The following is a 13313-nucleotide window of genomic DNA, read 5'->3' on the forward strand; positions in this document are numbered from 1 at the left end:
TACCGAGCAGGTGCTGGACATAGAAGAAAGCACGCAGCCGCTTCATTCGGCGGCCCGCCACTCCCGCTCGAACAGTTCCTTGAGCTGTCCAATGCTTGCCATATGATCGAAATTACCGCGGACGCGCCGCTCTGCGGCGTCGCCGAGGCGGGCGCGCAGCACGGGATCACGGATAAGGCGCTCCAGCGCCTGTGCCAGGGCAATTGGGTTTTCCATCGGAACCAGCAGCCCGGTTTCATCCGGCGATAAAAGCTCCGGCACGCCGGAAATATCGGTCGACACGCATGCAAGCCGCTGGCTAGCTGCTTCCACCAGAACATTCGGCAGACCGTCCCGGTCGCCATTTGCTGTGATCCTGCAGGCCAGGGCGAAGATGTCGGCGCAGCGGTAGTGCTCAAGCACCTCCTGCTGCGCAAGCGCGCCTTTCCAAGAGACGCGACCATCCAGGCCGAGCTTTTGCGCCAGCGCCTTGAACCGTTCCAATTCCTCGCCGCCGCCGATATGCTCGAAACGCCACGCCAAATCACCAGGCAAGAGGGCAAGGGCCTCCAGCAAGGTATCGTAACCTTTCTTTTCAACGGCGCGCCCGACACTCAGAACGATAACCGGTTCGTCCGGCGCCGAGCCGTCATGCTGTTTTCGCGCCTCGCCGAAACTGCCGAAGCGATCAAGGTCGAGCCCATGATAGCTCAGATGCACGGACGAGTTGCCGTTAGCGAGTTTTTTCAGACGGTCGAAGCCGGTTTTCGTGCAAGTGACCGTCCAGCGCGCCGAGGAAAGCTTGCCAGCCAGATCCCAGTCCGCCGAAGTCCAGATGTCCTTGGCATGGGCCGAGCAGCTCCAGGGCAGGCCGCGAAGCTGGCTGGCATAGCGCGTCACCGATGCCGGCGTGTGCGCGAAATGTGCGTGCAGCCAGCCTGCGCCTTCAGGCCATTCGGCCGCCAGCACGAGCGCTTGCCCGAAGCGGCGAGCGCGATTGCGCGTAAAGTCGCGGGGGATATCGGTAGCCAGCAATCGGAGCGCGCGCCAGAAGCCCGGCCGCAACAGATAAGCAAACAGCGAGCGAACCACGCGCAGCGGCTCCTCATGCAGATATTCCGGCAGATAATGGACGGGCGCTTTGATCTCGTCATGCACGGGGTGGCGTTTTGCGTCGGTCGGCCGCCTGAGCGCGACGAGTATCAGCTCGAATCCCGCACGCTCCAGACCGAGCAGTTCCTGCGCGATGAAGGTTTCCGACAGCCGCGGATAGCCCTTCAGAACCACGACGATCTTGCGGTGTTGCAACTCAGTTCATGCCTTCAATGACCGAAAGGTGATGGCCGGCCCGCCGGTCGAGCAGTTCCGCGACGATTTCGGAAATATGAGGCAGCCCTTCCAGCGTCAGATGCGGATTGCTCTGCGATGGGCGGGGCCGGTCCGGCAGCACCTTCAGTGCATCGGCAAACCGCCGGGAATCCTCGGCTTCTTCCGGCAAAAGCATCTCGATGAGGCCGAGTTCGGCTGCGCGCCGTGCGCGGATCAGCTGTTCCTCGCGGGGCTTGACGCGCGGCACGATCAGCGCCGGCTTGTCGAAAGACAGTATCTCGCAATAGGTGTTGTAACCGCCCATCGCCACTACCGCCTTGGCGCCGGCAATCAGCTCTTCCATGCGGTTGTCGAACTCGATCATCTTGATATAGGGGATCTTGGACCCTTTCCTGAGCAGCTTGTTGCGCTTGCGCGCCGGCATGTAAGGCCCAAGCACGATCAGCGCCCTATGCTGCAACTGCGGATCCTGCTGATAGGCATCGATGACGTCGTGGATCAGTTCACCGCCGTCACCGCCGCCACCGGTGGTAACGAGGATATAGTCGCCCTCGGGCCGGTGGCCGGGCAACTCGTTCTTCTGCAGGCTCCGTTGCAGGAAACCGACGAACTTCATCTTTGCCCTGACAGCCGGCGGCACGTCCAGGCCGGTCAACGGATCGTAGAAATCCGGCGGACCATAGGCCCAGACCTTGTCGTAGAACAGGCCTATCTTGCGCATCACATCCCTGCGTGCCCACTCCGCTTCGAGCAGATGCGGCGCGTCCATCACCTCGCGCAGGCCAAGCACGAGCGTGGTGCCCCGCGTCTTGAGGTAGGACAGCGTGTCCTCGATCTCACCGCGCAGGCCGAGCGGTTCCTTGTCGACGATGAAGATATCCGGCCGGAAGGTCTCGGCTGTGTGGCGGATGATCGACTGGCGCATCCTCAGCGTCTCATGCAGATCGATATCCTTTTCCAGCGAGGTGTATTCGCCGTTGCGCAACTTGATGACGCTGGGGATCTTCACGAAGTCGACACGGGCGCGGTAGTCGAAGGCGCCAGCGATAGGCGCACCCGAAATGATAAGCACCTGAAGTCCGCGGAAATCCTCGACCAGCGAATGCGCGATCGTCCGGCAGCGCTGCAAGTGGCCGAGCCCGAACGTGTCGTGGCTGTACATTAGAATTCGCGCGTCTTGTACGTGCTGGGTCATTGTTGAACGTCTTTTAGAATTCTCGCCTTGAGGACCGTGGGCGGCCCCGCACGAAACCATCCCGCGGGTCTATCGACCTGTTTTGAAACATGAGGGCACAATTTTCAATTTGTATTATCCAAGAGGGCCCATATGCTGAAGCTAGGAAGCTGCGTTTGCTCGGCTGCCCGCCTGCTACGTGGTCCAGAAGAACCTGCATCATTCACGGGTATGATCCTCGCCGACGCAGATCTGTTTGCTTGGCCAGCTTGCAGAGGCCTTGTCGATCGACCGGTCCCCCATTGGCCGGTAACACCTTCGTAACTGAGCGTCCAGCCAGTGCGGTTGCCGATTTGATCGTTCGAACCGCTCGAAGATCATTTGGACCGTCGCACGAAGCCAGCGAACCTATGCCTAGAACTGAGCGGATTCGGCAGTTTTTAGCCCATCAACCAAATGCTGAAGGTCCGCGTCATTCGCGTAGTGCAGGGTGGCGACCAACGTGTCGATCGTGAACTCCGAATCGAACTTGCTTATTTTAGCGTAGTGCGCGGCCGCAGCTGTCCGATCACCCAGCCAGCCATAGGCGGCCGCAACAAAGGCGTGCTGGCTGGCATCCATCTTCGACAGATGCATGAAGGCCTCGACGGCTTCCGAGTATTCCCGGGCTGCAAAGAGCGCTTTCCCGAGATGGCTCCAGAAGCGCTCCGGGTGGTGAGGGTTCAGCCGCATGGCCTTGCGAATCCAGTCGGCCCCTTCCTTGGGCCGGCCGAGCCAAGTCAGAAGCTCGCCCTGCTGGACCACGACAAGATCGTAGTTCGGATTGAGCGCGAGCGCGCGTTCCTGGTGGTGGCGGGCCTTGGTCAGGTCGTTGCGGTTGATGTTGATCGCCGCCAGGATTCGTTGGACGTCCGCATCGTTGGCGTCCAGCGCCTGCGCCGACTCCGCCTCGCGGACAACCTCGTCGAAGGTCGCGTCCTTGTCGGCACACCAGCCGTAGCCCCAGGCTTGCCCCAGGATGCAGCCCTTCCAGGCGTGGGCATGCGCGTAGTCGGGGTCGAGCTCCACTGCCCGCGTTATCAGTTTCAGCGCCTCCTCGTTCTCGGCGCGACTGCTGCGATGGTGGCGGACCTTGGCCGCCAGCACACATTCGTAAGCGGCCATGCTGGCCGGCGTCTTGCGCGCGACGAGGTCCTGTTGCGCGGCCTCGACGCGGCCTGGCAGCGTGGCCACGATTGCCGCAGTCAGCTCATCCTGGATGGCGAACACGTCGTCCAGCTTGCGATCGTATCGCTCGGCCCAAATATGTGTGTCGTTTGCTGTGTCGATCAGCTGGGCGGTGACCCTGAGTTGCCCGCCCGATTTGCGGACGCTGCCCTCCACCAGATATTGCGCGCCCAGCTTCTGGGCGATTTCGCGCAGATTCACCGACTGCCCCTTGTAGACGAAGGTGGAGTTGCGCGAGATCACGAAAAGCTCATGCCGGCGCGAAAGTTCCGTGATGATGTCCTCGGTCAGGCCATCGACGAAAAATTCCTGTTCGGAATCGCCGCTCATATTGGCGAAGGGCAGGACGGCGATCGAGGGCTTGACGACGCCACGTCGGGCGGCGCCGTTGCCCGCTGCCGAAGCAGCTTCGTCGAGCACCGCACGCCAGACCCGCACCGGGCGTGAAATGTTCTTCAGCGACTTCTCGCCCAGATCCTCGAACTTGACTTCAATGCGATCGGAGACCTGTTCGTAAACGGCCTGGGTGACGCATACCCCGCCGACATCAGCGAGCTGCTCGAGTCTCGCCGCAACGTTGACGCCGTCGCCGTAGATGTCGCCATCATCGAAGATGATATCCCCTAGGTTGATGCCAATGCGAAACTGGATACGACGGTCCTCCGGCACGTCGGTGTTGCGGCGGCGCATGCGGATCTGAATCTCTGCGGCGCAGCGTACGGCGTCCCCCACGCTTTGGAACTCGACGAGCATGCCATCGCCTGTGGTCTTGATAATTCGGCCCTGATTCTTGGCGATTGCCGGATCGATGAGCTCGATCCGGTGGGTTCTTAGCCGGGCGAGCGTGCCCTGCTCGTCGGCTTCCATGAGCCGAGAGTATCCTGCCATGTCGGCTGCAAGCACTGCAGCGAGCCTGTGTTCCATGCTTCAGCCTCAAAGAAACACGCAACTTTAACATGGAGTCGCTGGAATCAAAGGCTTAGTGGGCCTGGAGTATGGTTCGGGATTTTCGCGTTGCGCCGCATCCGAGGCACTGGAGGTGAGAAGCGAAGGTTGCCCCAAGGCTCGTACAACCTGGAAAACTGCTTGTCGCGATTGGTGCGAGGCTGTTCGTCGAGTGAGCGACAGATTAGCTGTCGTTCAAGACGTTTGAGATAGGTGCTGCTGTAGATAAGATCCAGGCCAAAACCGTGCTAGGATGGCCACAGCGCGGCGCGAAATGTCTGCTTCAAAGCGGTCAGGAACGGTTGTCATGCTCAATCCAATCTCCATCATGGCCGACCGGCTCGGCGACCATCTGTCGGAACTCTATCTCCAGTATTTCTCGCATCGCAATTCGGAATATGCGAGCTACATAGGCGGGGCGGCCCGCCTGGTCCTGGAGCGCATCGGCAATTCGAACGCTCTCTATCACAACATCGAGCACACGCTGATGGTTACGCTCGCTGGCCAGCAGATCATCCGAGGCCGGCTGCTTTCGGAATCCCTGACCCCCGATGACTGGCTGCATTATACCTGCGCGCTGCTTGTCCACGACATTGGCATGGTGCACGGCGTGTGCCAGGGCGACACCGAGGACAGCTTCGTCATTAACGAGGCCGGCGACCGCTATACGCCACCGCGCGGCGCCTCCGACGCGGTACTAGCGCCCTATCATATCGAGCGCGCCAAGATCTATACGCGCCAACGTTTTGCTTCCTCGAAGTTCATCAACGAGGAGCGCATTGTCGAGGCGATCGAGATGACGCGCTTTCCAGTGCCGAACGATCCGGCATACCAGGTCACCAACACCGAGCCGGCGCTGGTCAGGGCCGCGGACCTGATCGGCCAGCTCGCTGATCCCTTCTACCACCGCAAGCTGCCGGCGCTGTTTGCCGAGTTCTCTGAGATCGGGATGGTGGAAAAGCTCGGCTGCAAGACCGCCGCCGATCTCGGCGCCATCTTCACCGATTTCTTCACGCTGCAGGTCGAGCCCTATATCGGTGACGCGATCCGCTATCTGGAGCTGACGACGGAAGGCAAGCAGTGGATCGCCAACCTCCACAGCAACCTCTTCCAGTCCGGGCATCGCCCGGCCAGGATCGGGCCGTTCCCCGGCGTGTTGCAGCCGACCTCGGCGAGCCTTTCGGTGGTAACTTAAGAGCCCCGGCGCGATCGCACGACTAACCACCCAGGTCAAATTCTTCGAATGGTTGCGCGATAACGCCGACGAGGCAGTATCGAGCTCGCTGTCGCGATAGGCCGGCTGGTACGCGATCGCGGAAGCCAACTGGCCGAACGCGTCACAACCTTCGCAGCGGATATTGTCCGTTTTCTGCCTTTCGGGATACGCGCCTAAACGACAGGATCTGCAAAGTTTGCCGTACTAATATCGCCCAGCCTATCCTAAAAAAGTACGGCAGCCTGCTAGATAAGCCATTGAAACCGTTGGTGATCCCGACAGGAATCGAACCTGTGACCTACAGATTAGGAATCTGCCGCTCTATCCTACTGAGCTACGGGACCACGCGGCCCGACACATAGCCGCTTCGGATCGTTTCGCCAAGAGGAAGGTTCAAAGCGCCGGGTCGATACGCCGAGGTGTGGCGCGGCCTTGAATTCCAAGGCCTGCGCCGTCGCTGACAAGCCGCAATCTCGCCGTGCCCGTGCCCGAACGCCGGCGCCGCATGCGGCCCGGCGCCAAAGTCCGTCAGGCGGCCAGCGCGGTTTCGGCCAGCTTCACCCAATAGCTCATGCCGTGCGGGATGACCTCGTCGTTGAAGTCGTAGGCCGGGTGGTGGAGGCCCGCGGTGTCGCCATTGCCGATGAAGATGAAGGCGCCGGGGCGCGCTTCCAGCATGTAGGAAAAATCCTCGCCGCCCATCACCGGCTGGATGGCGCGGTGCACCTGGGCGCTGCCCGCGACATAGGCCGCGATATCGCCGGCAAAGACCGTTTCTTCGGCGTGATTGAAGGTGACGGGATAGTTGGCGTTGTAGTCGACCTCGATCGTCGCGCCGAAGGCGGTGGCCAGTCCCTGGCAAATGGTGCGGATGCGCTCCTCCGCCTTCTTGGCGACTTCCTTCTTCAGCGAGCGCACGGTGCCGGCGATCTCGGCGTTTTCGGGAATGACGTTATAGGCGTCGCCGGCGTGGAACTTCGTCACCGACACCACCACCGCCTCGACCGGGTCGGTGCTGCGCGAGGCGACCGTCTGCAATGCGCCGACCAACTGGCTGGTGATGACGATCGGATCGATGGTGCCGTGTGGCATCGCCGCATGGCCGCCGCGGCCCTTGACGGTGATGGTGAATTCGGCGGTCGCCGCCATGATCGGGCCCGGCCGGATGGCAAACTGGCCGACCGGCAGGCCCGGCATATTGTGCATGCCGAACACTTTGGAGATGGCGAAGCGGTCCATCATGCCGTCCTTGACCATCTCGTTGCCGCCGCCGCCGCCTTCCTCGGCCGGCTGGAAGATCACAGCCACGGAACCGCTGAAATTGCGGGTCTCGCTCAGGTATTTGGCCGCGCCCAGCAGCATCGCCGTGTGGCCGTCATGGCCGCAGGCATGCATTTTGCCGGGAATGGTGGACGCATAGGGCTTGCCGGTGATCTCGTTGATCGGCAGCGCGTCCATGTCGGCGCGCAGCCCAATGGTCGTGCCGTCGCCCTTGCGGCCGTGGATGATGCCGACCACGCCGGTCTTGCCGAGGCCCGTCACCACCTCGTCGCAGCCGAATGCCTTCAGCTTCTCGGTGACGAAAGCGGCGGTCTGGAAGACGTCGAAGTTCAGTTCCGGCGTCTGATGCAGGTGCCGTCGCCAGCCGGCAACCTCTTCTTGCATCTCGGCGGCGCGATTCAGGATAGGCATGATCGGTCCATTTCGCTGTTGGGGCAGCCGGGTTGCGTCTGCTCAATTGCAATCGTGATTGTCCGGCACTTTGCCATGTTGGCGTCACATAGGGTAAATAGCACCGCAGCAAAGCGGTCCGGGGATGAGGGTCGGACCAATATGCTGGCGACCGTGTAATGAAATCTTACGGAGCCAGAGGCGACTACGGCAAGAGGCGATTTCGGATTCCATGATGTGGTACAGGCATTTTCTCAAATTGTTGCTGGCGGGCGCAGTTGCGCTGCCCGCCTTCGCGACATCGGTACTCGCCAATCCGCTGGTCCTGTTCGACCTGCAGACGGGCAAGATCCTCGAGCATCAGGACGCCTTCAAGCGCTGGTATCCGGCCTCGCTGACCAAGCTGATGACCGCCTATGTGACGTTCCGGGCGATCGCGGCGGGCGAGGTCCAGCTCGATTCGCCGATCAAGGTGACGAAGCATTCCGCCGGCGAGCCGCCGAGCAAGATGGGCTTCAAGCCTGGCTCGGTGATGCGGCTCGACAATGCGCTGAAGATGATGCTGGTCAAATCGGCCAACGACATTGCCATGGCCGTGGGCGAGAATGTCGGCGGCTCGCAGGCCGCGTTCGCCGAACGCATGAATGCCGAGGCGCGCCGGCTCGGCATGACCGGAACGCATTTCGTCAATCCGAACGGGCTTTATTCGCCCGACCAGTACACGACGGCGCGCGACCTCGCTCTGCTGGTGATGGCGATCCGCGGCGAATTCCCGCAATACGCGCCCTGGTTCTCGATCGAGGGGCTTGCGGTCGGCAAGAAGGCGATCTCGAACTACAATCTCCTGATCGGCCGTTATCCCGGCGCCGACGGCATGAAGACCGGTTTCGTCTGTCCTTCGGGCTTCAACATGATCGGTTCGGCAACTCGCAACGGCCGTACGCTGGTGGCGGTGGTGCTTGGCGAGAAATCCGCGGTAAGCCGGGCCGAGACGGCGGCACGTCTCCTCGACCAGGGTTTTGACACGCCGGCGACTGGCTCGACCACCATCGCCGCCTTGCCCTCCTATGGCGACACGCTCTCGGCCAACGACATGAATGACGAGATCTGCAAGAAGAAGACGAAGGCGGAGCAGTCGGAAGCACCGCCTGCCGTTGCCGCCAAGGACGTGCCGAAATCGCCCTACCAGCAAAAGCTCGACCACGTGCCGACGCTGGTCGCCGTCGGCCTCGGCGGCGCCACCGGGCCGACGCCGAAGGCGATGCTCGACGAGACCGGCCAGGAATTCGCCGACGTGCCGCTGCCGACCTGGCGGCCCGACCGGCCGGCACCGGCCGGCGCCACCGTGGTCGGCTCGGCTGCCGTACAGGGCGACCAGCCGGTCAAGGCCGCGAAGAACTAGGCAATGGCAAGCTTCCCGATCCCCGTGTCGGTGCTTACCGGTTTCCTCGGCGCCGGCAAGACGACGCTGCTCAACCGGCTGCTCAAGGATCCCACGCTCGCCGACACCGCCGTCATCATCAACGAATTCGGCGAGGTGGCGATCGACCATCTGCTGGTCGAGCAGGCGTCCGACGGCATCATCCAGCTCTCCGATGGCTGCCTCTGCTGCACGGTGCGCGGCGAACTGGTCGACACGCTGGCCGATCTCGTCGACAGGCTGCAGACCGGCCGCATCGCCAAACTGGCCCGCGTCGTCGTCGAGACCACCGGTCTCGCCGATCCGGCGCCGGTGCTGCAGTCGATCATGGCGCATCCAGCACTTGTCCAGGCCTTCCGGCTCGATGGTGTCATCACTTTGGTCGACGCGGTCAATGGCAATGCGACGCTCGATGCCCATGTCGAGGCACTGAAACAGGCGGCCGTCGCCGACCGCATCGTGCTGACCAAGACCGACCTGATGACTGAATCAGGCGATCTCGATGCCTTGCGGACCCGGCTGCGGCAGATCAATCCGGGTGCGGCGCTGCTCGAGGCCGGCGACAGGAGCACGGGCGCGGCCGCGCTGTTCGACTGCGGCCTCTACAATCCGGCGACGAAATCCGCCGACGTGCAACGCTGGCTCGGCGAAGAAGCCGGCCATGATCATGGCGATCACCATCATGGCGATCATGATCATGGCGATCACGACCATCACCACGGCCATCGCCACGATTCACGAGTGCGGTCCTATTCGCTCGTGCATGACGGTCCGGTGCCGTTTTCGGCGATCGAGATGTTCCTCGACCTGTTGCGTTCCACGCATGGCGAGCGCCTGCTGCGCATGAAGGGCGTCATCGAGTTGCAGGAGGACCCGTCGCGGCCGCTGGTCGTGCACGGCGTGCAGAAGATCCTGCATCCGCCGGCGCGGCTGCCGTCCTGGCCCGACGGCCAGCGTGGCACCAGGCTGGTGCTGATCACGCTCGACATGCCGGAGGACTATGTGCGCCGGCTGTTTGCCGCCTTCACCAACCGGCCGTCGATCGACACGCCGGATAGAGCGGCGCTGGAAGACAATCCGCTGGCCATCGCCGGGCGGCGTTAGCTCGCGAAGGTGGCAGATTACCGCAAGATTTCCACGGTGCCGCCACGCTCAACCAGAAAACGATGGCCGCCGGATACCGCCGCCGTTTCGATCAACTGGTGGCCGGCGTCGGAGCAGAAGGCCGGAATGTCGATGACCGCCAGCGGGTCGGTGGTCTCAAGCCACAGCCGGCTGCCCGGCCGCATCGCGGCCAGCCGCTTCTTCGCCTTCAGCACGGGAAGCGGGCAGTTCAGCCCCTTGAGGTCATAGACAGCGTCAGGATCGACCAAGGGCCTATCTTCTTGTTCAAGCATGATCTTTTTCCGAAAACCGGCTCCCGCTTTTCGGGATCATGCTGCGGAACCTCAGCCGCCGAACATGCCGAGCAGCTTCTTCTTCAGCTTTGTCACCGTGCCGTCGCCGGCGTCAGCCGCCTGCGTCTCCGCCGGTGCGGCCTCGGCGGGCTGCGCGATGGTCGCGGTAGCGACCGGCTGCTGTGCCGCGGCCTTCTCGGCCTCTTTCTCGGCCAGTGCCTGCGACTTTGCGGCCTCCTTCGCAGCCTTGGCTGCCTCTATGGCTGCCAGCCGCTGCTCCTCGGCCTTCTTCTTGGCCGCCTTCTCCGCGTCGAGCGCGGCCATCTTGCGGCCGGCCGGCGAATCGATGCGGCCCATGCGCGCCGTCTCGGTCACCGTACCGTCGGAGTTGAGCGACGGCGGATCGATCGGCACGCGCTCGCCGCGGGCGCGGCGCTTCGACCAGTCGGAAACGATGCTGGCTTCCTTGATGCCGGCGATCGTCGGCTTGGGCGCCGGCACGCTGGACTTGACCGCGCCGCTGAACGCCGCTTCGTAAGTGCTCTGGTAGGCGTTGTAGGCGCTCTTCAGCGAATCCGGCTGCGTGCTGGCGGGGCAGGGCCCGGTCGGATCGAAGGTCGTGCCCTCCGGAGCCACCTGGTTGAAGACGTAGCGCTTCTCGCAGACGTCGACCTTCGGCGGCACCTTGGTGATCTCGAAATTGTCGTAGCCGACCTTCAGCATCTTCCAGAAGTCGTAGTTCGGGTCGTTGCGGTAGCGCGCCATGTTGGCGGGGGTCATGCGGAACGGAAAGGCCTCGATCTGGAACTCGGTCTGGCCGCCCTGGAAGGCGTCGCGGCCGAAGGCATAGATCTGCTCGATCTGCGCGTCCGTCATCGAATAGCAGCCCGAGGACGAGCAGGCGCCGTGCACCATCAAATTGGAGCCGGTGCGGCCGTTGGCGCGATCATAGGCGTTGGGATAGCCGATGTTGAAGGACAGATGGTAATTCGAGCGCGGGTTCATCTGCTGGGGACGAACCGTGTAGAACCCTTCCGGCGCCTGGCGGTCGCCCTCGGTGAATTTGGGCCCGAGCTTGCCCGACCATTTGCAGATGTCGTAGCTGGCGACCAGATCGTAGCGGCCGTTGGTCTTGGCCTTCCAGATCTCCAGCTTGCCCTCTTCCTTGAAGATGCGGGCCATCACCGAGGAGGTGCGGACCATGCCCTTGGCCTTCATGTCGGCCAGGATCTTGTCCGGCAGCGGCTTGTTGGCCTCCGGGGCGAAATCCTTCATCGAGGAATCGTTGCAGCCGGCCACGCCTATCGCGGCGATCAGAGCTCCGGTGCGGGAAAGCTTGGCAAACATGGTACGGCTACGTCTTTTCTCTCGGGCGACAGATTTCGGCACCGCCAGCCCACACGCTAAACATTAGCGGACCGTAAGCCCGTTAACCTTGAAAAATCCTTACCGCAAGCTTCGGATCACCCCTCACGGCAATTTCATTGACCCGAATGCGGCGGCATTTTTGTGGCGAAATTGCGCAATTCCGCCACTTTGCGGCGTGTTGGCCGGGGCAATCCCAAGGCGATCATACGTTTTGACAGATCCGGATCTGCCGGGGACTAGATAACGCTGCCACCCTCGGCATTGCCATCGCTATTGCCATTGTCCAGTGGCGGCTGGGAACTCACCTGTTGAGCCGTAAGTGCTTGCAGGCGGGCCGCTTTGACCAGCGTAGGTTTCTCGTATTTTTTCATCTCAAATCCCCCCTAAAAGCGAAAAGCCTAATTAGCAGTCGTTAAAGCAGGGTGTCTATGGCGACCCAGTCCCGAACCCCAGGATAGTCTACTTTGAACCCGCTGAAGGCGGTAGCGCCTACTGCCACTTGCGGAAATGCGCATAGGGTCCAGGCCGTCACTAGGAACATCCAATCAACGAACTGGTCTGCAGTCGGCGTTTCCGTGAAACGGTGAACCGCCTTAGAGGCTACGGCCCATGGCCAGGTATTTCTCGCGGCGCTGCTCGCGGAAATCGGTGTTGGCGCCGGCAAAGTCCTTCATCGTCCTGGCGATGAGGTCGCCGGTGGCGGCAATCACCGTTTCCGGGGCGCGATGGGCGCCGCCGAGCGGTTCGGGGACGATGGCGTCGATGATCTTCATTTCGTAAAGATCCTGGGCGGTGATCTTCATGTTGGTCGCGGCATCCTTCGAGCGGGTGGTGTCGCGCCACAGGATCGAGGCAGCACCTTCCGGCGAGATCACCGAATAGATGGCGTGCTCGAGCATGTAGACCCGGTTGGCGGTGGCAATCGCAATGGCGCCACCGGAGCCGCCTTCGCCGATGACCACCGAGATCGACGGCACCTTGAGGCCAAGGCAGGCCGAGGTCGAGCGGGCGATGGCTTCGGCCTGGCCGCGTTCCTCGGCGCCGACGCCGGGATAGGCACCGGCGGTGTCGACCAGGGTCAAAAGCGGGATCTTGAAGCGGTCGGCAAGCTCCATCAGCCGCACCGCCTTGCGGTAGCCTTCGGGCCGCACCGAGCCGAAATTGTGCTTGAGACGGCTCGCCGTGTCCGAGCCCTTCTCCTGGCCGAGCACCGCCACCGGCTCGCCGCGAAAGCGGGCGAAGCCGCCGACAATCGCCTGGTCTTCACCGTAATTGCGGTCGCCGGCCAGCGGCGTGAAATCGCTGAGCAGGCCTTTGATGTAGTCGACGCAATGCGGCCGGTCGGGATGGCGCGCTACCTGCACCTTCTGCCACGGCGTCAGTGCCTTGTAGGCATCGCGCAGCGCATCGCGCGAGCGTTTCTCCAGCCGGCTGATCTCGTCGCCGACATCGACGGCCTCGCCGTTCTCGGCAAGCTTCTTCAGCTCAAGGATCTTGCCTTCGAGATCCTGCACCGGCTTTTCGAAATCGAGGTAATTGTACATTCTTGAGCGGACCGGCAATTCGGAAGGCAATGGCTGGCGAAAC

The 13313-nt window shown here is 62.4% G+C and carries 11 protein-coding genes and 1 tRNA gene; 3 read left to right on the top strand and 9 right to left on the bottom strand.

Features of this window, described 5'->3' with window-relative positions; translation table 11 throughout:
* Window positions 1-42: 42 nt before the first annotated feature.
* From DH08_RS27640 to DH08_RS27650, 3 genes are all read right to left on the bottom strand, one after another.
* A complete protein-coding gene (locus DH08_RS27640; protein ID WP_192182415.1) occupies window positions 43-1287 on the bottom strand; it encodes a glycosyltransferase in 1245 nt (414 codons plus the stop codon).
* Between the two features lies 1 nt (window position 1288).
* The gene (locus DH08_RS27645) at window positions 1289-2503 is read right to left on the bottom strand and encodes a glycosyltransferase family protein (RefSeq protein WP_192182417.1); all 1215 of its coding nucleotides are present in this window, start codon (window positions 2501-2503) and stop codon (window positions 1289-1291) included.
* 393 nt (window positions 2504-2896) lie between these two features.
* Window positions 2897-4633 carry an adenylate/guanylate cyclase domain-containing protein gene (locus DH08_RS27650; RefSeq protein WP_192182419.1) on the bottom strand — a complete coding sequence of 579 codons (1737 nt, stop codon included), beginning with the start codon at window positions 4631-4633 and terminating at the stop codon, window positions 2897-2899.
* A 328-nt stretch (window positions 4634-4961) separates the two neighbouring features.
* Between DH08_RS27650 and DH08_RS27655 the strand changes: the two genes are divergently transcribed.
* Window positions 4962-5849 carry a metal-dependent phosphohydrolase gene (locus DH08_RS27655; protein WP_192182421.1) on the top strand — a complete coding sequence of 296 codons (888 nt, stop codon included), beginning with the start codon at window positions 4962-4964 and terminating at the stop codon, window positions 5847-5849.
* A gap of 288 nt (window positions 5850-6137) precedes the next feature.
* On the opposite strand, the gene DH08_RS27660 is transcribed toward DH08_RS27655, so the two are convergent.
* Window positions 6138-6214 (bottom strand) — tRNA-Arg (locus DH08_RS27660).
* A gap of 184 nt (window positions 6215-6398) precedes the next feature.
* Window positions 6399-7562 carry a M20 aminoacylase family protein gene (locus tag DH08_RS27665; RefSeq protein WP_192182423.1) on the bottom strand — a complete coding sequence of 388 codons (1164 nt, stop codon included), beginning with the start codon at window positions 7560-7562 and terminating at the stop codon, window positions 6399-6401.
* Window positions 7563-7776: 214 nt separating this feature from the next.
* Here DH08_RS27665 and DH08_RS27670 point away from each other — a divergent pair, with 214 nt between their 5' ends.
* Together DH08_RS27670 and DH08_RS27675 are read left to right on the top strand one after the other, a co-directional pair.
* A complete protein-coding gene (locus tag DH08_RS27670) occupies window positions 7777-8943 on the top strand; it encodes a D-alanyl-D-alanine carboxypeptidase family protein (protein ID WP_192182584.1) in 1167 nt (388 codons plus the stop codon).
* 3 nt (window positions 8944-8946) lie between these two features.
* Complete coding sequence (locus tag DH08_RS27675) at window positions 8947-10065, top strand: CobW family GTP-binding protein (RefSeq protein ID WP_192182425.1); 1119 nt, start codon at window positions 8947-8949, stop codon at window positions 10063-10065.
* Window positions 10066-10082: 17 nt separating this feature from the next.
* On the opposite strand, the gene DH08_RS27680 is transcribed toward DH08_RS27675, so the two are convergent.
* The 4 genes from DH08_RS27680 to DH08_RS27690 all read right to left on the bottom strand — a co-directional run bounded on the left by DH08_RS27680 (window position 10083) and on the right by DH08_RS27690 (window position 13270).
* On the bottom strand, window positions 10083-10358 hold the full coding sequence (locus tag DH08_RS27680) for a sulfurtransferase TusA family protein (RefSeq protein ID WP_192182427.1): 276 nt from the start codon (window positions 10356-10358) through the stop codon (window positions 10083-10085).
* Between the two features lie 51 nt (window positions 10359-10409).
* Window positions 10410-11705 carry a L,D-transpeptidase family protein gene (locus tag DH08_RS27685; protein WP_192182429.1) on the bottom strand — a complete coding sequence of 432 codons (1296 nt, stop codon included), beginning with the start codon at window positions 11703-11705 and terminating at the stop codon, window positions 10410-10412.
* A 257-nt stretch (window positions 11706-11962) separates the two neighbouring features.
* On the bottom strand, window positions 11963-12097 hold the full coding sequence (locus tag DH08_RS36985) for a hypothetical protein (protein WP_282595059.1): 135 nt from the start codon (window positions 12095-12097) through the stop codon (window positions 11963-11965).
* 222 nt (window positions 12098-12319) lie between these two features.
* Window positions 12320-13270, bottom strand: a complete 951-nt coding sequence (locus DH08_RS27690) for an acetyl-CoA carboxylase carboxyltransferase subunit alpha (protein WP_192182431.1) — start codon at window positions 13268-13270, stop codon at window positions 12320-12322.
* Between the last annotated feature and the right edge of the window lie 43 nt (window positions 13271-13313).

The organism is Mesorhizobium amorphae, from assembly GCF_014843845.1.
GTDB lineage: Bacteria > Pseudomonadota > Alphaproteobacteria > Rhizobiales > Rhizobiaceae > Mesorhizobium > Mesorhizobium amorphae_A.